Source organism: Mangrovivirga halotolerans (assembly GCF_026241165.1).
Classification (GTDB): domain Bacteria; phylum Bacteroidota; class Bacteroidia; order Cytophagales; family Cyclobacteriaceae; genus Mangrovivirga; species Mangrovivirga halotolerans.
In genome coordinates this window covers 179,594-200,047 of sequence record NZ_JAPFQN010000004.1, presented here as the reverse complement: position 1 = coordinate 200,047, position 20,454 = coordinate 179,594, and the positions used below count along the sequence as shown (strand labels likewise).

General features: G+C 39.6%; 19 protein-coding genes. 12 read left to right on the top strand and 7 right to left on the bottom strand.

The features are described 5' to 3' along the window. Window positions 1-2: 2 nt before the first annotated feature. From greA to rsmA, 5 genes are all read right to left on the bottom strand, one after another. A complete protein-coding gene (gene greA, locus OO013_RS07445; protein WP_266056092.1) occupies window positions 3-476 on the bottom strand; it encodes a transcription elongation factor GreA in 474 nt (157 codons plus the stop codon). A 156-nt stretch (window positions 477-632) separates the two neighbouring features. Next, entirely contained in the window at window positions 633-1,466 is an 834-nt protein-coding gene (locus tag OO013_RS07440) for a pentapeptide repeat-containing protein (RefSeq protein WP_266056091.1), read from the bottom strand. Window positions 1,467-1,470: 4 nt separating this feature from the next. Continuing rightward, window positions 1,471-2,409, bottom strand: coding sequence for an NAD(P)-dependent oxidoreductase (locus tag OO013_RS07435; protein WP_266056090.1), 939 nt, complete (start codon window positions 2,407-2,409; stop codon window positions 1,471-1,473). Window positions 2,410-2,411: 2 nt separating this feature from the next. Then, on the bottom strand, window positions 2,412-3,779 hold the full coding sequence (gene mgtE / locus OO013_RS07430; protein WP_266056089.1) for a magnesium transporter: 1,368 nt from the start codon (window positions 3,777-3,779) through the stop codon (window positions 2,412-2,414). Further along, window positions 3,748-4,539, bottom strand: a complete 792-nt coding sequence (gene rsmA, locus OO013_RS07425) for a 16S rRNA (adenine(1518)-N(6)/adenine(1519)-N(6))-dimethyltransferase RsmA (RefSeq protein ID WP_266056088.1) — start codon at window positions 4,537-4,539, stop codon at window positions 3,748-3,750. Before rsmA ends, mgtE begins: the two co-directional genes overlap by 32 nt. A gap of 100 nt (window positions 4,540-4,639) precedes the next feature. Here rsmA and pdxA point away from each other — a divergent pair, with 100 nt between their 5' ends. The 9 genes from pdxA (at window position 4,640) to OO013_RS07380 (ending at window position 11,433) form a co-directional block, all read left to right on the top strand. Next, window positions 4,640-5,704 carry a 4-hydroxythreonine-4-phosphate dehydrogenase PdxA gene (gene pdxA / locus OO013_RS07420; RefSeq protein ID WP_266056087.1) on the top strand — a complete coding sequence of 355 codons (1,065 nt, stop codon included), beginning with the start codon at window positions 4,640-4,642 and terminating at the stop codon, window positions 5,702-5,704. 69 nt (window positions 5,705-5,773) lie between these two features. Further along, entirely contained in the window at window positions 5,774-6,307 is a 534-nt protein-coding gene (locus OO013_RS07415; protein WP_266056086.1) for a YceD family protein, read from the top strand. Window positions 6,308-6,338: 31 nt separating this feature from the next. Then, a complete protein-coding gene (gene rpmF, locus OO013_RS07410; protein ID WP_137091810.1) occupies window positions 6,339-6,530 on the top strand; it encodes a 50S ribosomal protein L32 in 192 nt (63 codons plus the stop codon). Window positions 6,531-6,892: 362 nt separating this feature from the next. Continuing rightward, window positions 6,893-7,084: a 50S ribosomal protein L32 gene (gene rpmF, locus OO013_RS07405; RefSeq protein WP_137091810.1), complete on the top strand. Its 192-nt coding sequence runs from the start codon at window positions 6,893-6,895 to the stop codon at window positions 7,082-7,084. A 136-nt stretch (window positions 7,085-7,220) separates the two neighbouring features. Then, window positions 7,221-8,219 (top strand): beta-ketoacyl-ACP synthase III, encoded by a 999-nt coding sequence (locus tag OO013_RS07400; protein ID WP_266056085.1) that lies wholly within the window; start codon window positions 7,221-7,223, stop codon window positions 8,217-8,219. Between the two features lie 46 nt (window positions 8,220-8,265). Further along, window positions 8,266-8,829: an elongation factor P gene (gene efp, locus OO013_RS07395; RefSeq protein ID WP_266056084.1), complete on the top strand. Its 564-nt coding sequence runs from the start codon at window positions 8,266-8,268 to the stop codon at window positions 8,827-8,829. A 5-nt stretch (window positions 8,830-8,834) separates the two neighbouring features. Further along, window positions 8,835-9,353, top strand: coding sequence for an acetyl-CoA carboxylase biotin carboxyl carrier protein (gene accB, locus OO013_RS07390; protein WP_266056083.1), 519 nt, complete (start codon window positions 8,835-8,837; stop codon window positions 9,351-9,353). A 28-nt stretch (window positions 9,354-9,381) separates the two neighbouring features. Then, entirely contained in the window at window positions 9,382-10,725 is a 1,344-nt protein-coding gene (gene accC, locus OO013_RS07385; RefSeq protein WP_266056082.1) for an acetyl-CoA carboxylase biotin carboxylase subunit, read from the top strand. Between the two features lie 42 nt (window positions 10,726-10,767). Beyond that, window positions 10,768-11,433, top strand: coding sequence for a hypothetical protein (locus OO013_RS07380; protein WP_266056081.1), 666 nt, complete (start codon window positions 10,768-10,770; stop codon window positions 11,431-11,433). On the opposite strand, the gene OO013_RS07375 is transcribed toward OO013_RS07380, so the two are convergent. Then, entirely contained in the window at window positions 11,434-12,003 is a 570-nt protein-coding gene (locus OO013_RS07375; protein WP_266056080.1) for a DUF3109 family protein, read from the bottom strand. It lies immediately after the preceding gene. Window positions 12,004-12,272: 269 nt separating this feature from the next. Here OO013_RS07375 and OO013_RS07370 point away from each other — a divergent pair, with 269 nt between their 5' ends. Genes OO013_RS07370 through murA form a run of 3 tightly spaced genes read left to right on the top strand, consistent with a single transcriptional unit; the run spans window position 12,273 to window position 16,540 of the window. Then, window positions 12,273-14,567, top strand: coding sequence for an ATP-dependent helicase (locus OO013_RS07370; protein WP_266056216.1), 2,295 nt, complete (start codon window positions 12,273-12,275; stop codon window positions 14,565-14,567). 26 nt (window positions 14,568-14,593) lie between these two features. Next, window positions 14,594-15,229: a DUF4290 domain-containing protein gene (locus tag OO013_RS07365; protein WP_266056079.1), complete on the top strand. Its 636-nt coding sequence runs from the start codon at window positions 14,594-14,596 to the stop codon at window positions 15,227-15,229. Next, the gene (gene murA, locus OO013_RS07360; RefSeq protein ID WP_266056078.1) at window positions 15,230-16,540 is read left to right on the top strand and encodes a UDP-N-acetylglucosamine 1-carboxyvinyltransferase; all 1,311 of its coding nucleotides are present in this window, start codon (window positions 15,230-15,232) and stop codon (window positions 16,538-16,540) included. A gap of 2,578 nt (window positions 16,541-19,118) precedes the next feature. Here murA and OO013_RS07355 read toward each other — a convergent pair. Then, a complete protein-coding gene (locus OO013_RS07355) occupies window positions 19,119-20,393 on the bottom strand; it encodes an alginate export family protein (RefSeq protein WP_266056077.1) in 1,275 nt (424 codons plus the stop codon). Between the last annotated feature and the right edge of the window lie 61 nt (window positions 20,394-20,454).

Sequence of the window (20,454 nt, the reverse complement as noted above, 5' to 3'; positions counted from 1 at the left end):
TATTAAATACTAATATCTAATATTTCAAATTCTATTTTTCCGGCAGGAGCTTCCACAACTGCGGTTTCTCCAACCTTCTTTCCTAATATACCTTTTCCGATTGGTGATTGCACAGAAATCTTTCCTTCTTTGAGATTAGCCTCCTCTTCAGAAACAAGCATATAGGTTACTTCCATGCCATTCTTTTTGTTTTTTAGCTTGACCTTAGCAAGAAGTGACACTTTAGAAGTATCGATCTTAGTTTCATCTAACAGTCTGGCATTGGCAACTAGGTTTTCAAGTTGTGAAATTTTCATTTCCAACAATCCCTGGGCATCTTTAGCAGCATCATATTCTGCGTTTTCACTTAGATCTCCCTTGTCTCTGGCTTCAGCGATCTGCTTGGAAATATCTGATCTACCTTTTGTTTTAAGGTGCTCCAATTCATCTTTAATACGCTGTAAACCCTCTTTAGTATAGTAAGATACTTTTGACATAACTCTTTAAATATTTTTTGAATTTTCTCTTCGGCTTTGACAATAAAAATAACGGAACTGGAAAGAGCCCCGTTAAATTGAATTTGGTGTTTTATTCCCTCAAACTCATGGCAAAGATAATCAAAATACCGAAAATAATAAAGTCTGAAGCTTTTCTTATTTACCTAGCAGTTCAGGATACAACTCTTTGATCTTCTCTTCTATGTCAGGATCCAGTTTTGCAAGAAATAACGAACGAACATCCTTAAACTGTTCTACATTAAGGCCAATTGCTCCTCTCAGATCAGCTTTATAAAGGTTTGCCTGAGCAAATTCAGCACCGGTCAGATATGCTTCCCTAAGATCAGATTCCATCAAAAATCCATTTGTAAAATCTGCTTTGATCAAAAATGCACCTCTAAAATTAGCTTTAATCATAAAAGCATCTTTAAAAATTGCCCCTGAAGCATACGCTTTCTGAAGATTTGCCTGATTAAGATTTGCGTTATCAAAATCTGTCTGGTTTAAACGGGCATTTTCAAGATTGGACTCAATAAGTTTTGAGCCTGAGAGGTTTGAATTATTTAAATTACTTCCTTTTAAAATAACATAATTAAGGTTGGTTCGAGCCAAATGAGTATTTACCAGATTAATATTATAAATCCGGTGCCTGTTTAATCGCTTAATATTACCTACCGTCCGGAATGCTGCCTCATCTGACTCCCACAATCTAAAATCATCTATTTCATCTTTATAGGTTTTGATCCGTTGACGCTCCTCACCCTTTTGATTTAACCAATAGATCAAAATACCAATAATTGCAAGGTCAAATAACATCCCATGAGCTTCTGCTAGGATTGCTTCTTTAAACTGATCCGGATGTGTGAGATAGTAATTAAAACTTAAAGAAAATACCACAAGGGAAGCCCCCAGCAACACCAGTGAAGCTGTTAAAATCGGATTTTCAGGAATCCTCTTAATTCGGGTAATTATATTTTTAAACTTTTCCAAAAAGTCAATTCTTATTAAGCACCAGGGCTATCTTTTCCACGATAACCTCGCTGATCTTTTTATAACTTTCAAATGTCCAGCCCGCTACATGGGGAGTAAAAAGAGTGTTTGGCATTTTAGTCAATTTATTAAAAAGATCTTCCTCTTCACTGGTTAGTTTATCAAGTTTTTCAACCGGAAGCACATCTAACCCCATCCCCCAGACCTTATTATTTTCAAATGCATTTACCAGGGATTTAAAATTCGTTATCTCCCCTCTTGCTGTATTAATAAACAGTATTTTATTTCTGAATTTATTAAAAAAATCATCATCTGCCATATTTCTGGTCTCATCTGTAAGAGGTATGTGTAAGCTGACAACATCTGCTTTTTCCTGTAACTCCTCTAAAGAAACCTTTTTGGCAAAATCATCATCTATTTTAGGTAAATACTTATCATAAGCTATAATTTCGGGCTTAAAAGGTTGTAATTTCCGAGCTACTGCACGCCCCATATAACCATATCCTATGAGTCCAATTGTTCGATTTTTCAGTTCATACCCCCTGTTTCCTTCTCGATCCCATATCGACTTTCTAACTTCAACATCAGATTTTGGTATATAATTAAGGAGTGAAAGCATCAACGCTAGCGTATGTTCAGCCACCGCATCCCTGTTTCCTTCCGGGGCATTAATTATCTCTATTCCTTTCTCTTCCAGCAGATCAGTATCCAGATTATCGATACCTGCACCTGCCCGACAAACAATCTCAAGGTCACTGGCATTCATCAACAGTGACTGATCGATCCTGACTTTAGATCTAACTACCAATATATTAATACCTTCGAGCTGATCCGGTAAATCATCCGGAGTCAGGTCTGGTTTATATTCAACAGCAATTTTTAATTTTTGCAGTCCAGTAATGATACTTTCGTGCATTTTATCTATGATCAGACATTTTTTCATTTCTATAACAGAATATGGGCAATGGTAAAATAAACAGTCAGACCGAGAATATCATTAGCGGTAGTAATAAATGGCCCGGAAGCCAAAGCCGGGTTAACACCAAATTTCTCTAAGATTAAAGGAGTTAAAGTACCCATCAGGGATGCCAGAATAACCACGTTAAACAATGCTATTGAAATCACAAAAGCAAGATCGTATGGCATACTAAGTACTACTGAGGCTCCAAAAACAATCGCGGAAAGCACTAATCCATTGAGAAGAGCTACTGATAATACTTTTATCAACCTGCTGAACATTCCCTTTTCAAATGCAGACCTTGTCGCTAGTGACTGAACGACCAGCGAAGATGACTGAATACCCACATTTCCACCCGTCGCAGTGATGAGTGGAATAAAAAATGCCAGTGCAGTTACAGCCTGAACTTGTTCATCAAAATAACTGATCACTCTGGCACCGATCATACCTCCCAGTAATCCAATTAACAACCATGGCAAACGTGCACGAGATAACATCCAGACACCATCGTCTTCCTCTACATCCTCCGAGATACCGGCCATGATCTGCCTTTCTTCTTCAGCCTGTTCGGTAATCACATCTACGATATCATCAATAGTAATTCTTCCGACCAGTTTGCCCAATACGTTAATTACGGGTACAGAATCAAGGTCGTACTTCCGCATCAGATCGGCTACTTCCTCCTCATCCATCGAGGTTTCTACTGAAATAGCCTCCGGTTCATATATATCCGCGATCAGAGTATTGTCTTTTGAAAGGATAATTCTTTTAAGTGATACCCTGCCGAGAAATTTCTCATCATTATCTACAACATATAAACTGTAGATACGCTCTACATTTTCCGCCTGTCTTCTAATCTCATCGATACATTGATTGACAGTCCAGTTGACATTACATTTAATCAACTCTTTAGCCATCAGACCACCGGCACAATCTTCATCATACCGCATCAGATCGAGAACATATCCCCTCATTTCTTCGTCCGGAAGCCGAACGATCACCTCATCCTTTTCTTTGTTTGGCAGCTCGTTAATGATATCCACTGCATCATCCGAATCGAGGTGATGAAGATATTCAGCAATTTCTTCAGCAGTAAAAATCCTTAGAAATTTGCCTCTGGTACTTTCCTCAAGCTCATTGATAATATCTGCTGCAGTTTCATCATCAAGGAGTTCGAGAATATATTTAGAATCATCCGTATTGAACTCATAAAGAATATCGGCAATATCCACATAACTGGCTCCCTCCAGCAGATCGATGACCCGGGGCCCATTGCGTTCCTCAACTGCTTCCTGAAGTTGCTGAAGCAGTTCGTTACTTAATTCAAACGGTATTTTCTCTTCTGTGCTGTTCAAGATCTCTAGTTAGTTTTAAAAAGTCATCGACCGAAAGCTGCTCTGCCCTCTTACTTAAAAACTCATGTTCCTTCATGGAAGGAGGTAAATTTAAAGGTTTAAGTGCGTTCCTCAATGTTTTTCTACGGTTTTGAAAACCCTGCTTAACTAATTTAAAAAAAAGTTTCTCATCACACTCAAGGCTTTGTCTTTCATTTCTGGTCAGTCTGATTACCGCTGACCTCACTTTTGGTGGTGGTACAAAGACCCCCGGTTCTACTGTAAATAAGTATTCCAGATCATAGAAAGCCTGAAGTAAAACACTTAAGATGCCATATTGTTTATTACCTGGAGGAGACACCAACCGATCGGCTACCTCCTTTTGAATCATTCCCACTACTTCAGGAATTTTATCTCTGAAATCGAGCACCCTGAAGAAAATTTGCGACGATATATTATAAGGAAAATTACCAATTACTCCGAAAGGTTCTTCAAAAAATGAAAGATCTTTTTTGAGAAAATCAGCGAGTAAAACCTGATCTTTTTTTTCAGGATACTTCTCATGAAGGTAATCTACAGATTCCTTATCGACATCAAAACACCAAACATCAAACTCATCCTTTTCAAAAAGAAATTGGGTAAGCACCCCAGTGCCAGGTCCGATTTCCAAAAGTTTATCGTATCTATCCCCGCTTTGAAGCGAATCAGCTATCTTTCTGGCAATATTGAGGTCTTTTAAAAAATGTTGACCCAGGTGCTTTTTAGGTTTGACTTTTTGCAAGATATCAGATGTTAATTTGAATTATATTTATCTATATAATAGATTTCCCTTAAATTAGCATTCGATTTACCACAATTTCAAAGAAAAACTCGCATTTACAATGGAAAATGGAAGTAAAGATGATCTGCCAAAAATTGGAATTACCATCGGTGACCTTAACGGTATCGGGACTGAGGTGATCATTAAGTCACTCATTGACAACAGAATGACTAAGCAATTCACTCCTGTGATCTATGGATCGACTAAAACACTTTCATTTTACCGCAAAGCGATGAATGTCGATAATTTCAACTACACTCACGTAAAGAATGACAATGATTTTATTCCTAAAAAGATCAATGTGGTAAATGTGTGGGACCACCCTGTAGAGATAAACATGGGTAAATCGACTTCCGAAGGTGGTGAATATGCGTTTAAAGCCCTGGAAAAAGCTGTAAATGACGCTAAAGAAGGGCATATTGATGCGCTAGTCACGGCACCGATCAATAAACATAACATTCAACAAGACGACTTCGATTTTCCGGGACACACTGAATACCTTGCAAATCGTTGTGACGTCAAAAATGAGTTGATGTTTCTGGTAAGCGATGAACTGAGAGTGGCAGTAATGACCGGGCACATCCCACTTAAAGATGTGGCAGGGAAGCTTAGTAAGGAAAAGATCATTGACAAGCTCGAAGTGATGATCAGTAGCCTGAAACATGATTTTGGGATTAAAAAACCCAGAATAGCTGTAATGGGACTGAACCCACACGCTGGTGAAATGGGACTTTTGGGAGATGAGGAAGAAAATATTATTTCTCCTGCTATTATCGAACTAAAAAATAAAGGCAACCTTGTTTTTGGCCCATATCCTGCTGATGGTTTCTTTGGTACTGCCAGCTTCAAAAAGTATGATGCTATCCTTGCTATGTACCACGACCAGGGACTGATACCTTTTAAAACACTGGCGTTTGAAACAGGAGTAAATTTTACAGCAGGATTGCCGATCATCCGGACATCCCCGGATCATGGAACAGCCTATGATATTGTTGGGAAAAACCAGGCGGACCCAACCTCAATGATGCAGGCTATCTTTACTGCTATTGACATCGTTAAGAATAGAAAAGAGTATTCTACCTTTGAATCAGCTCCCCTTAATGAGGAAAATCCATCAAAAGGTTAGAGTCTTTTGCCAAAAAAATTCGTCAAATAAATAATTATTGCTAAATTTGCGACCTTAATTAAACCGGTAGTGTCTAAGAAAGCTGAACATATCGTTAATATTCAACGACTTAAGGCAGGTGAGCACGAGTTTGACTATCACCTGAACAACGAGTTTCTGGAAGAACATGAGTATGATGAAGCGACTGATGCAGACATCAAAACAAAACTGATTCTCGATAAATCAGAAACGATGTTAAACGCAACATTTGAATTTGATGGTACTATTGGTTTAGTTTGCGACCGTTCTCTGGACGAGTTTGATTATCCGATCGATCTGAAAGAGCGCATAATATTTAAGTTTGGAGATCACAATGAAGAATTGGACAACAACTTATTTCTTATTGAGCGCGACACAGATGAGATTGATTTCGGACCTTTAATGTTCGAATTGATAAGGGTATCGATTCCGATGAAAAAGCTTCATCCCCGATATAAGGATGAGGATGACGATGAGGAGAACTGGTATACCTTCGGTGATGATGATGACGGAGATGATTCTCCCGATGATAATCAGGATATCGATCCGAGATGGGAAAAATTAAAAGGATTAAAAAATAAATAGATTAGAAATAAGGCTTTAAAAATAGATTAAAATGGCACATCCTAAGAGAAAAACGTCGAAAACGAGAAGAGATAAGAGAAGAACTCATTATAAATCTACTCCAAAAACTCTTGTTGAGTGCAAAGTAACTGGCGAGCATCACATGCCTCACAGAGCTTACTGGCACGAAGGCAAACTTTATTATAAAGGTAAAGTAGTTTTAGAGAAAGAAGTATTAGCATAATCTTCTCTGATGAAAAGATTAAACCTCGTCTGAAAATATCAGACGGGGTTTTTTATTTTATATCCTTACTCAGAATAATTCTTTTTTCAGATCTGATATTCATGAAGCCACTACAAAAAAGATCTGAATTTAGTGATTTTAAAAAATCCTTATATAAATCACACTCCGGAATACATGACACACCCCATATCTGAAGAAAAACTGGGAGCTTGACCTAATTAATTCATTTACTTTAACGACAATTATTTGAACATCACTTGAATATAAAGATTCAATTGATTTAGTTTGCAAACGCAAAATCGGAAAGGATCAATTAAGTGATCAATTTTTCTGATTATAATTAAAAGATAATATACAAGAAGATGGCGCATCCTAAGAGAAAAACGTCGAAGACTAGAAGAGACAAAAGAAGAACACATTACAAATCTACCCCTAAAACGTTAGTAGAGTGTAAAGTGACAGGAGAACATCACATGCCTCACAGAGCTTACTGGCATGAGGGAAAATTGTATTATAAGGGTAAAGTAGTATTAGAAAAAGAAGTTTTAGCTTAGATATTTTAATAAAAAAAGCGCAACCTCGCTTAATTAATTTTAAGTGAGGTTTTTTTATATTAAATGCAGTCTTAAATTTGTCGGCAGGCAATCGAATTTAAGACAGCCGCTTTTTCGGCTATAACAAAATATTATAATGACAAAAGTACAAGCAGCTATAACAGGTGTACAGGGTTGGGTTCCTGACTATGTCTTGGATAATAAGGAACTTGAAAAAATGGTGGACACGACAGATGAGTGGATCACCACCCGAACAGGTATCAATGAGAGAAGGATTTTGAAGGGAAAGGATCAGGGCACATCTGTTATTGGAATAAATGCCGTAAAAGGTCTTCTTGAAAAAACAGGCACTTCTCCGGAAGAAATCGACATGATCTTGTGTGCAACTACCACGCCAGACATGTTATTTCCTGCCACAGCAAATATCATCGCTAATGGTGTTGGAGCTAAAAATGCATACGGATACGATGTTCAGGCAGCCTGTTCAGGCTTCTTGAATGCTTTAGTTACCGGTAGCCAGTTTATCGAAACAGGCAAAGCAAAAAAAGTGATCGTCGTAGGCGCAGATAAAATGTCTTCGATCATTGATTATAGCGACAGAACAACCTGCATTATCTTTGGAGATGGTGGTGGAGCTGTATTATTGGAGCCAAATGAAGAAGGTTTCGGAATACAGGACAGCATTCTGAAGGTTGATGGTTCAGGGGAACAATACCTGCACATGAAAGCTGGCGGAAGCCGCAGGCCTGCATCTGCAGAAACCCTGGCTGCTGGTGAGCACTACGTTTATCAGGAAGGTTCGGCAGTATTTAAATTTGCTGTGACCAACATGGCTGATGTAGCCGCAGAGATCATGGAAAAAAATGATCTTACCAGTGATGACGTAAGATGGCTGGTGCCTCACCAGGCGAATAAAAGGATCATCGATGCCACAGCCAACCGAATGGGTGTAGGCGAAGATAAAGTAATGCTGAACATCATGCGTTACGGTAATACCACCAGCGGAACAATCCCTCTTTGTCTTTGGGATTATGAAAACCAACTAAAAAAAGGTGACAATATTATATTAGCTGCATTTGGCGGTGGTTTCACATGGGGATCAGTCTATATTAAATGGGCTTACGATCCGAAATAAACTATCACTATTTTTAAGATTAAATTCGTAAATTAGACTTTAAGATATGGCAACAACTGCGGATTTTAGAAATGGATTGTGCATAGAGTATAATAATGGTCTTTATACTATTGTAGAATTCCAGCATGTAAAGCCCGGTAAAGGCGCAGCCTTTGTAAGAACCAAGCTTAAAAACATTGAAACAGGTAAGGTGATTGAGAATACCTTTAACTCAGGAGTTAAAGTTACTACAGCTCGTATCGAGCGAAGACCTCACCAGTTTCTTTATCAGGATGATATGGGATACCATTTTATGGATACCAATACATTTGAGCAGGTACAATTACAGGCAGATCTTGTTGAAAATGCCGACCTGATGAAAGAGGGTCAGGAGGTAGAGATCATTTACCACGCAGAAACTGAAAAACCATTAAATATGGAAATGCCTCCATTTATTGAGGCTACAGTAACTTATACAGAACCAGGCCTTAAAGGTGACACAGCAACCAACGCCACCAAGCCTGCTGAACTAGAATCAGGTGCAACCATTCAGGTTCCCCTTTTTATTAACCAGGATGAAAAAATTAAAGTAGACACCCGAACTCGTTCGTATGTTGAACGCGTAAAATAACAACCATGAAAGCAAAAGAAATCCAAGATTTAATCGATTTTATCTCAGAAAGCGGACTGGAAGAAGTTAATATCGAAACTGACCAGATTAAGCTTAAAATTAAAAGATCAGCTGCCTTGAACGAAAAAGTTCTTGAGATGCTGAAAAATATGCCGTCTTCAGCACCAAGTGCTCCGGCTGCTCCGGCTCCGGCCCCTGCACCAGCACCTGCTGCTCAGACTCCACAACCTTCTGCTCAACCATCTCAACCTGCAGCAACTGCTGAATCAGGAGGTGAGGGCAACTATATAACAATCAAATCTCCAATGATCGGTACTTTCTACCGCTCTGCTAATCCTGAGAGTGATCCATTCATCCAGGTGGGCGATGAAGTTAAACCAGGTCAGACTGTATGCATCGTAGAAGCGATGAAGTTATTCAATGAAATTGAATCAGAGATCAAAGGAACGGTCGTTAAAATCTTAGTTGACGATGCATCTCCAGTTGAATATGATCAGCCATTATTTTTGGTTGACCCATCTTAATTGATTGTCTGATTTAAATAAAATCGTTGTGTTTAAAAAAATATTAATTGCCAACAGGGGTGAGATCGCATTGCGTATTATCCGAACCTGTAAAGAAATGGGGATCAAGACGGTAGCTGTTTACAGTACTGCCGATAAAGAAAGTCTCCATGTAAAATTTGCAGATGAGGCTGTTTGTATCGGCCCCGCGGTTAGTAAAGAGTCATACCTGAGCATTCAAAAAATCATCTCTGCAGCTGAGATCACCAATGCCGATGCCATTCATCCGGGATATGGTTTCCTCTCTGAAAATGCAGAGTTTTCACAGGTTTGCAGGGACTACAATATTAAATTCATTGGTGCATCACCTGAAAACATCGATAAGATGGGTGATAAGGCTACAGCCAAAGCAACCATGATAGCAGCTGGAGTTCCGACGATTCCAGGTTCTGAAGGATTGTTAGAATCTGCTGAACAAGGAAAAAAACTTGCTAAAAAGATCAAGTATCCGGTGATCATCAAAGCTACTGCCGGTGGTGGTGGTAAAGGTATGCGAATCATTAAAAGTGAAGCAGACTTTGACAAAGCCTGGGCTAGTGCCAGACAGGAAGCTGAAGCTGCATTTGGAAATAATGGTATATACCTTGAGAAGTTTATCGAGGAACCACGTCACGTGGAGATCCAGGTAATGGGTGACCAATACGGTAAAGCATGTCACTTATCAGAAAGAGATTGCTCGATCCAGCGTCGTCACCAGAAGCTTGTGGAAGAAACACCTTCTCCGATCCTTGACAAAAAGCTTCGTGACAAAATGGGTAAAGCTGCTGTTAAGGCTGCCGAGGCTATACGTTACGAAGGTGCTGGTACTGTTGAGTTCCTTGTGGATAAACACGGTGACTTCTATTTCATGGAAATGAATACTCGTATCCAGGTAGAACACCCGATAACGGAAGAAGTTACTGACTTTGACCTGATCAAAGAACAGATCAAAGTGGCCGTTGGCGAAAAAGTTTCGGGTAAAAACTACTACCCTAACCTGTTCGCTATGGAGTGCCGTATCAATGCCGAAGATCCGTCAAAAGAATTCAGACCTTCTCCGGGTAAGATCACTAATCTTCATATTCCGGGAGGACATGGAGTTCGTGTAGATACTCACGTGTATGCCGGATATACTATTCCGCCGAATTATGATTCGATGATCGCTAAGCTTATCGTTAGTGCTCAGACAAGAGAAGAATGCCTTGTGAGAATGAAGCGTGCTCTTGAAGAGTTTGTAATTGAAGGTATCAAAACAACAATTCCATTCCATATTAAGCTGATGGATGATCCTGACTTTAAGAAAGGTCAGTTCACCACTGCATTCATGGATACATTTGATTTATCTGATCTTTAATATAAATTACCCTGACCAGTTTAACCTCGTCAGGGTTTTTTTATGTCTAAATTTTTAAGTCTGATATCGGTTTTTATACTTTTTGCTTTTTCCACCAGTGCCCAGGATACTACAAATACCAAAAGCGTTGAGAAAAAGGAAAAACTATTTATGATTACCGGAGGCCCGATAGCTTATCGTGGTGACCTTGGAAATGGATACGATCAGTTCAGATTTAATTTTTCTGCAGCTTATCATTCCCTAAATAATAAAACTCTTCACTTCGCCTTCAATATAATGGCAGGAAGCATCTCAGGAGGTTCTTATTCCACCAGTGCAGCCATAGATGATACGAATACATATTTCAAATCATCAATTATTAGTATTTACCCTGAGATCAACTGGTGGTTTATAGATCGTGATCAGTGGAAAGGTGGACTGGGAGCTGGAATCGGTATAATCAGATTCGATCCGGAAGATGCAGATGGCAATCGCTTACTTGATATTCCCCAGACTAGAAACCAAAACGAAACGTATGGCAATATCAGTGCTGTGATCCCACTGACTTTTACCATTCAATATTATCCATACGATTACCTGGGAATCACTGCTGCGGCTGGTTTTTTAAATCCTACCACAGATTACCTGGATAACATTAGCGAAAGAGGAACTGAAAATCTGACAGATAACATTCTTTTTTTCAGAGCAGGAATAGTAATAAAAAAATAATTATTCGTCTTCCTGCTGGATCAATCGGACCAATTCTTTATACCAGTCTTCTCCGTACTTACGAATAAGTGGCTCTTTTAAGAATTTGTAGATCGGAACATGAAGTTCTTTGCCAAAAGAACAAGCAGGCGAACAAATATCCCATCGGTCATAGTTCAGGGCCTCAAGATTTTGAAACTTGCTTAACCTGATCGGATATAAGTGGCAGGAGATTGGCTTTTTATAATCTATTTTACCGTCGAGGTATGCTTGCTCAATCCCACATTTTAGAATGCCCTTTTCGTCGTAAAATGCATAAGCACATTCTTTACCATCAATAGTCGGAGTAGAATAATCGCCTTCAAAATCAACGACATATGGACCCTGTTTCTCAATCTCTTCCCTACCCTCTTCACTCAGATATGGCTTGACATGCTCCTGGATTTCCTCCATTGTGTCCAACTCATCAAAGTTCAATGGCGCACCAAGATCACCTTCCACACAACAAGCTCCTTTGCACTTTTCAAGGTTGCAAACAAAAAACTTTTCCTTGATGTCATCTGATACTAACTTATCTCTGACGATTAACATTTCTTATCTCCTCTATTAATTTAATTGCAAATCTACCTAAATTAAACCATATGAACGAAGTAAAAATTAAGCATGAGAAATAAATACCTATCCAAATAAAAAATTCTCATGTAAGAAAAGTCTTTTTTGTAAAAGGTGAAATTTCAGGTCGATTAACGCTTCTGTAAATATTTTTTTGACATCCTGCGACAATAAGGCTTTCCCTCACTTTCTCTCCGTTATTTTTTTTCTAAATTTGTAGACTGATGAATATGGACAATAGAGAGAATTTGGAATATCTGGACCACCTGAACCCTCCGCAGCGGGAAGGTGTCCTGAACGTGGAAGGCCCAAGCATGATCATCGCAGGTGCGGGCTCAGGAAAAACAAGAGTATTAACCTATCGTATCGCTCATCTGATCAGGGAAAAGAATGTTGATCCTTTTTCGATTCTGGCACTGACCTTTACCAATAAGGCTGCCAGAGAAATGCGCGAGCGTATCGAAAATGTGGTCGGACCCGATGCCAGAAGCCTCTGGATGGGTACCTTTCACTCGGTTTTTGCGAGAATATTACGATCAGAAGCTCATCATATTGGTTATCCCAGTAACTTTACTATTTACGATACTGACGATAGTAAACAGCTAATCAGACAGTTGATAAAGCAATTTAACCTTGATGACAAAACATATAAAGTGAATAGCGTATTGGGCAGGATCTCGGGAGCAAAAAACCGGTTGATCTCCTGGCAGCGCTACCAGCAGGATGCGGCAATCAGAGCTGAAGATGAAGCAGCGATGAAACCAAAGATGGCACAACTTTACGAAGCATATGTAAAGCGTTGTGTCAAATCATCTGCTATGGATTTTGACGACTTGTTATTCAACACCAATATACTTTTCAAAAACTTTCCGGATGCCCTGTTAAAATATCAGCATCGATTCAGATATGTCATGGTCGATGAGTTTCAGGATACCAACCTGAGTCAGTACCTGATCACAAAGAAACTGGCAGCGGTTCACCAAAACATTTGTGTGGTAGGTGACGATGCACAAAGTATCTATGCTTTCCGGGGTGCCGACATTAGAAATATACTGAACTTCGAAAAAGACTATCCGGAGCTCAAGATCATCAAGCTCGAGCAAAATTACAGAAGTACAAAAAATATTGTTCAGTCTGCCAATGCGATCATCGCTAAGAATAAGGCTCAGCTAAAGAAAAGCGTCTGGACATCTAACGAGGAAGGTGATCAGATCGAGGTCATCAAAGCTCAAAGCGACAATGAAGAAGGAAGGCTGGTCGCTCAATCCATCTTTGAAGAAAAGATGAACAATCAGCTTGAAAATAGTGATTTCGCCATTCTCTATCGAACCAACTCTCAATCGAGATCGATGGAGGAAGCGCTGAGAAAAATGAATATCCCCTACAAGATCATTGGTGGTCTTTCATTCTATCAGCGTAAGGAGATCAAGGACCTGATCGCCTACATGCGTTACACAGTCAACCACGATGACGAACAATCGCTACGTCGTATTATCAACTACCCTAAACGTGGTATCGGTAATACAACTGTTGAAAAGATCATCGTTGCAGCTTATGAAAACAACCTTTCCCTTTGGGAGGTAATACAAAATCCTCATCGTTTCTTTTCAGGACGGGCTGCGAATGCAATTGATGGTTTTACTACCCTGATCAAGAGTTTTAAGAAGGAAGTAGAGCAAAAAGATGCTTTTGATGCCGCAACAGCGATTGCAAAAGGATCGGGAATTTTGCGAGAGCTTTATTCTGACAAGACAGTTGAAGGCCTGAGCCGCTATGAAAACGTTCAGGAATTGCTGAATGCGATCAAAGATTTTGCAGAAAGTGAAGATGTGGAAGACCGATCGATGGATGCTTTCCTTCAGGATGTTGCCTTGCTGACCAGTGCTGATGAATCTTCAGCTGAAGACAAAGATAAGGTCACGCTTATGACTATTCACTCAGCAAAAGGACTGGAGTTTCCTTATGTCTATATTGTCGGCATGGAAGAAGACCTCTTCCCAAGTCAAATGATGCTAAATAGCCGTGCTGATCTGGAAGAAGAAAGAAGACTTTTCTACGTAGCAATAACACGTGCGGAAAAGAAGTTGTATCTTAGCTTTGCAACATCGAGATATCGATTTGGAAACCTGAAGATGTGTGAGGCAAGTCGATTTATTGATGAACTCGATCCTCAGTTTATTAAAATGAGTACACGGTATGGCAGTCGTCAGCCTGAATCAATGCCGGGTCAGAGGCCTAGTTTTGCCGGGGGCGGATCAAATGCAGGTGGATACGCGAGAAACCTTGTGTCAAGTATCAACAAGGACCGCACAAAAAGCCAGCAGCGTCAGCCTTCCAAAGAACATACTCCAAGTGCAGGATTTGAGGCTTCAGACATTACTAACCTGAAAGCAGGAGATAAAGTCGAGCACCTGAAATTTGGTTTTGGCGAGGTACTTGAGATCGATGACAGAGGGCCTGGCAAGAAGGCAAAAGTTAAGTTTGAACATTTTGGAGAAAAAACATTACTCCTTAGCTTTGCGAAGCTGAGGATAATTGAATAGATTTCAGCGGTTAAAACAACCCTATAATGGATTATAACACACAGAGAAACCACCTTATTCTCAGGGAATATGGTAGAAACGTTCAGAAATTAGTCGACTACATCACCCACGAAGTCGATGATAAAGATCAGCGCACCCGTTATGCTAAAGCACTGATAGAAATGATGAAACAGATCATTCCTGATCTGAAAGACACAAAAGAGAACCTCCAGAAATTATGGGATGATCTATTTATCATCTCAAAATTTGAATTGGATGTAGACAGTCCTTTCCCTAAGCCGAGCCCTGATACGCTGGAGAAAAAGCCTCGAAAGGTTGAATACAACCAGCATAACCACATGCGATATCGCCATTATGGTGTCAACATCGAGTTGCTGATCCAAGAAGCAATTGATATGGAAGACCCGAATCAAAAAACAGAAGCAGTGGTCTATATTGCCAGGTTGATGAAAACTTTTTACATGACCTGGAACAAGGATAACATTGAAGACAACGTTCTACTTGAACAAATTGAAAAATTAGCCGGTGGAAAGCTGGATATTGACAGGGATGCGATATTGGGTAAAAACCTGATCAGCCCGTTATATCGAGACAAAGAAAACAGACCTTCATCAAGCAAAGGCAGCAAAGGCGGCGGAAAAAAGAAAAAGAGAAAATACTAAATGGGATCATTTCGAATTCAGGGTAATGCAAAATTGAAGGGGGAGATCATTCCCCAGGGAGCGAAAAACGAAGCATTACAAATACTTTGTGCAGTTTTACTTACTGAAGAAACAGTAACTATTCATAAAATCCCGAACATCAGGGATGTAATGAAGCTTATTGACCTCCTCGATGATATCGGGGTGGAAGTAGAAAAGCTGGATGATGAATCATACAGGTTTACAGCTAACAACATTGATCTTAAATACCTCGATTCAGACGAGTACAAGAAGAAGGCGGCTTCATTAAGAGGATCAGTAATGATGCTTGGTCCGTTATTGGCCAGATTTGGTAAAGCTTCGATTCCAAAGCCGGGAGGAGATAAAATCGGTCGTAGAAGACTGGACACTCACTTCCTTGGTTTTAAAAAGCTAGGTGCTGAATTCAAATATGATAATAAAACTTCCCACTTCAGTATTGAGGCCAAAAATGGTCTTACCGGTACCTACATGTTGCTTGAAGAGGCATCTGTGACCGGTACTGCCAATATTATTATGGCAGCGGTAATGGCAAAGGGAAAAACTACAATATATAATGCAGCCTGTGAACCATATATTCAGCAATTATGCCGCATGATGGTTCGCATGGGAGCAAATATCCAGGGCATCGGATCTAACTTACTTACTATTGAAGGAGTAGAAAGACTTTCGGGAACGACCCATACCATGCTTCCGGATATGATCGAGATCGGGTCATTTATCGGACTGGCTGCAATGACTCAGTCGGAAATAACGATCAAAGATGCACGAATAGACCAGCTTGGATTAATCCCTGAGGTTTTCCAGAAGCTGGGTATAAAAATGGAATTCCGCGGAGATGATATACATATCCCTGCCCAGGAATCTTATACGATTGATACATTCATTGATGGATCGATTTTAACCGTTGCTGATGCAGTATGGCCGGGGTTCACTCCTGACCTGTTGAGTATTGTACTGGTTACAGCTACTCAGGCACAGGGAACAGTGCTGGTTCACCAGAAGATGTTTGAAAGTCGCTTGTTCTTTGTGGATAAGCTTATTGATATGGGTGCCCAGATCATTCTTTGTGACCCACACAGAGCAACAGTTATCGGACTGGACAGAAAGGTGAATCTTCGAGGCATCCAGATGACTTCCCCGGATATTCGTGCGGGAGTATCGCTATTGATTGCTGCACTATCTGCTGAAGGTGAAAGTGTTATTCATAATGTAGAGCAGATTGACCGAGGATATCAGTATATCGACAAGCGATTGAACGCGCTAGGTGCTAATATTGAGAGAATAGACTAGTAAACTGAACTAAATAAAATATTTCATAGGAAACCGGGTTGCTGAATGCAGCCCGGTTTTTTTATTTGCAAGTTATTGGAGATTGAGTTATTGGTTATTGGGGTTAGAAATTAGTTATAAAGTTATAAGTTATTAGTACGCTTGACTCGATTATGATTAAAGTTATTAGAGATTAGGTTAATAGTTAATGGTATGCTTGACTCGAAATGGAGAACCTCTTGGATGCTGATAGGCTATGCCTCGTCAGTAAGGATTTACGAGGATTTATAAAGATTAACAGGATTGCTCTTGACTCGAATAAGAAAATAAACTCCAATGGCGCAAAGGTCGCAAAGCTGAAAGCCCTGACACTGTAAGTCGTCAAGGGGGAAAACAGCAAGCTGTTTATGTTATTTACCACAGAGTTGAAAACCCTGACACCGACAAAGGAAGGTCGTCATGGGAGCACAGAGGAAACAGAGAATTGCTGACGCAATTTATTTACAATACGAGCATAATTTGAATTCAGAAGTTCCAATTTAAAATAATATTTCTCCACTCTCACTCCCACACTCACTCTGCTTTCGGGGGTTTGATTTTGTCTTGACTTTTTTGGTCCTTTTTGTGTCAAGACAAAAGGACAAGAAGATTGTCTGAGCTAGGATTATTAGGATTAATAGGATGATAGGAAACCGTTCCATGGACGAATAGAAATCATAAATACACTGCCGAGAAGCAAGGGTCGCAAAGAAAATGCTGACACAATTCGTTCGGAACACGAGATTAAGGAGGATAATAATAGCCACATACAATTAAAATACTTCTTAGAAGGGCGCGGTAGGAATGGCAATATCACGAGCCGTAGGTGCTGACATCGACGTTAGGAGATCGTCAGTAGGTCGAAGACCATGACAAGCGTTAGCTTCGTCATTGGTGGGAAGGATAGTGTGTAAGGAGGTTTGATATTGTCTTGATCTTTTTGCTTCGTTTTTGTATCAAGACAAAAATGAAGAGATGATTAGTCTTAAAATTTAAAAGTAGACTCTATGATTTTCTGAATCACATATTATTCTAAATTCGTGAACCAGGATTAACCTTGATTTATAAAGATTAACAGGATTGCTCTTGACTCGAATAAGAAAATAAACCGCAATGGCGCAAAGGTCGCAAAGCTGAAAGCCCTGACACTGTAAGTCGTCAAGGGGGAAAACAGCAAGCTGTTTATGTTATTTACCACAGAGTTGAAAACCCTGACAACGACAATGGAAGGTCGTCATGGGAACACAGAGGAAACAGAGAATTGCTGACGCAATTTATTTACAATACGAGCATAATTTGAATTCAGAAGTTCCAATTTAAAATAATATTTCTCCACTCTCACTCCCACACTCACTCTGCTTTCGGGGGTTTGATTTTGTCTTGACCTTTTTGGTCCTTTTTGTGTCAAGACAAAAGGACAAGAAGATTGTCTGAACTAGGATTATTAGGATTAATAGGATGATAGGAGACCGTTCCATGGACGAATAGAAATCATAAATACACTGCCGAGAAGCAAGGGTCGCAAAGAAAATGCTGACACAATTCGTTCGGAACACGAGATTAAGGAGGATAATAATAGCCACATACAATTAAAATACTTCTTAGAAGGGCGCGGTAGGAATGGCAATATCACGAGGGTGGGAAGGATAGTGTGTAAGGAGATTTGATATTGTCTTGATCTTTTTGCTTCGTTTTTGTATCAAGACAAAAATGAAGAGATGATTAGTCTTAAAATTTAAAAGTGGATTCTATGATTTTCTGAATCACATATTATTCTAAATTCGTGAACCAGGATTAACCTTGATTTATAAAGATTAACAGGATTGCTCTTGACTCGAATAAGAAAATAAACCGCAATGGCGCAAAGGTCGCAAAGCTGAAAGCCCTGACACTGTAAGTCGTCAAGGGGGAAAACAGCAAGCTGTTTATGTTATTTACCACAGAGTTGAAAACCCTGACACCGACAAAGGAAGGTCGTCATGGGAGCACAGAGGAAACAGAGAATTGCTGACGCAATTTATTTACAATACGAGCATAATTTGAATTCAGAAGTTCCAATTTAAAATAATATTTCTCCACTCTCACTCCCACACTCACTCTGCTTTCGGGGGTTTGATTTTGTCTTGACCTTTTTGGTCCTTTTTGTGTCAAGACAAAAACGGACAATAAAGTTATCTGAATCAGGATTCACAGAATTCATAGATTAACAAGATTCTCCATTTCTTAAATCTCCTGCCGGTAAATTGCTTCATTAAAATTCTCTTAACAACCGGTTCGTGAGGACACGAACCAGGGCTTATAACCACATTCTATTCTGTGGCTCTTCGAGATGTTAGCTTTAGCGCATCTTGAATCGAAGATGCTGACATTTATCGTCAGTAGCTTGAATAAAAAGGATCTTAGATCCGATCTATCCATAGTTCGACATGCCCTGCGGAACATATCGAACAGCTGCTATTTTTAATGATTCAACTATTATTAATGTCCCTGGCGCGGGGCGTCACCCTGGTACCTCTATATTGTTAAACAACTGATTCGTGAGGACACGAACCAGGGCTGATCACTCTTCCTTATTTAAACTATGAGTAAAAAGATTCGGATTAACAAAAAGTTGAACCCAACCCCAGTTATTCGTGTTTTCATTGGTAGTGCCTCCTTTGATCAGACTCATTTGATCAGAAGCAAACATATGTGAATATCCTGCCTGAACTTTTACATTTTTCACAATCTGGTGGGTATAGACCAAATCTATCTCAGTTCCCAGTCCCTTATCATCTGTTGCAGCTAAATCAGCATTGGCAGTAAAATAATGAAGAGCCATTTTCAATGAATTATTTTTACCAGGCTTAAATGTACTGCTGAGATAGTAATCATTGAGGCCAACATTATTCGCATGATTCCCCACGTAGAAGTAGTCCATATACCCATTGAAAGCGTGGTTAGTACCATATAAAGGGAAGAATGAATTATTATTTTCTGACCCGGACTGATCAGTTCCACTTAATATCTCAACTCCCGCAGCGAAGACCGACTTATTCGGACTGAATGCTACTTCCAGTCCCAAATCGTACGCACTTAGATCAGAATTCTTGTTTGCTTTTCCCGATTGATAGTATCCAAATCCTTTAAAAGAAAAATCTCCTGCAGGAGCGGAAAAATACAATCCGGTAGTTTGCCTGTTATAAACACCGTCTGCAACAGTATTTGCCGAATCAGAATAAGCTTGAAAGCCATTATTTAAAAATAGAAAGCTCACTGTTGCCTTATCCCATTTCTTAGAGAGGTAAGCAAACTGCATCGTTTTATAAGTGAAAAAACCCGTGATATTATAATCATTACCATTAATCGGTTCCCCCACCTGACTAAATGCAAATGCCAGGTCAGCTTTAAAATCCTTTTTATTGTACTTTATCATAAACGCATCATGGGTCCTTCCCTGCATTGCCCAGTCCAGTCCGCCAAGTATTCGTTGGTTATCATAAGAAATCGGCTGTCTACCCGCCTTAATTGCCCATTTTTCATTCAAATAGATCTTTGCCCAGGCTTCGAAAAGCATAAAAGAATCATTGCCATCGAAGGGTAGTATCTGCCTGGTATCTCCCCAGGTACTAATATCCTGAACACTTAATTTTATTTCCAAAAGTGAACTGGTATAACCCATTTTCAGGCGGGTTCTCTGCCTGACAAAAGCAGCCGGTTCGGTGTTGTCAGGAAATAAAGTTGAAAACCCGTGACGGTATTCAAACCGATCCCGAAGATCCAGATCAAGAGTAAATTCCTGGGAATAAGATACATAGGAAATCATCAAAAAAAAGGCAATGAAAAATGGTCTCATCGTGCTAAAAATTGAGGTGATAAATGGTTGTTTCTCTTTGATAAATATAATTTAATTAATT

Coding starts and splice junctions, on each gene's coding strand:
- accB (WP_266056083.1), top strand. CDS start 8,835: ATGAAAGCAAAAGAAATCCAAGATTTAATCGATTTTATCTCAGAAAGC.
- OO013_RS07380 (WP_266056081.1), top strand. CDS start 10,768: ATGTCTAAATTTTTAAGTCTGATATCGGTTTTTATACTTTTTGCTTTT.
- efp (WP_266056084.1), top strand. CDS start 8,266: ATGGCAACAACTGCGGATTTTAGAAATGGATTGTGCATAGAGTATAAT.
- pdxA (WP_266056087.1), top strand. CDS start 4,640: ATGGAAAATGGAAGTAAAGATGATCTGCCAAAAATTGGAATTACCATC.
- OO013_RS07365 (WP_266056079.1), top strand. CDS start 14,594: ATGGATTATAACACACAGAGAAACCACCTTATTCTCAGGGAATATGGT.
- rpmF (WP_137091810.1), top strand. CDS start 6,339: ATGGCACATCCTAAGAGAAAAACGTCGAAAACGAGAAGAGATAAGAGA.
- OO013_RS07435 (WP_266056090.1), bottom strand. CDS start 2,409: ATGAAAAAATGTCTGATCATAGATAAAATGCACGAAAGTATCATTACT.
- OO013_RS07355 (WP_266056077.1), bottom strand. CDS start 20,393: ATGAGACCATTTTTCATTGCCTTTTTTTTGATGATTTCCTATGTATCT.
- OO013_RS07375 (WP_266056080.1), bottom strand. CDS start 12,003: ATGTTAATCGTCAGAGATAAGTTAGTATCAGATGACATCAAGGAAAAG.
- murA (WP_266056078.1), top strand. CDS start 15,230: ATGGGATCATTTCGAATTCAGGGTAATGCAAAATTGAAGGGGGAGATC.
- rpmF (WP_137091810.1), top strand. CDS start 6,893: ATGGCGCATCCTAAGAGAAAAACGTCGAAGACTAGAAGAGACAAAAGA.
- OO013_RS07400 (WP_266056085.1), top strand. CDS start 7,221: ATGACAAAAGTACAAGCAGCTATAACAGGTGTACAGGGTTGGGTTCCT.
- greA (WP_266056092.1), bottom strand. CDS start 476: ATGTCAAAAGTATCTTACTATACTAAAGAGGGTTTACAGCGTATTAAA.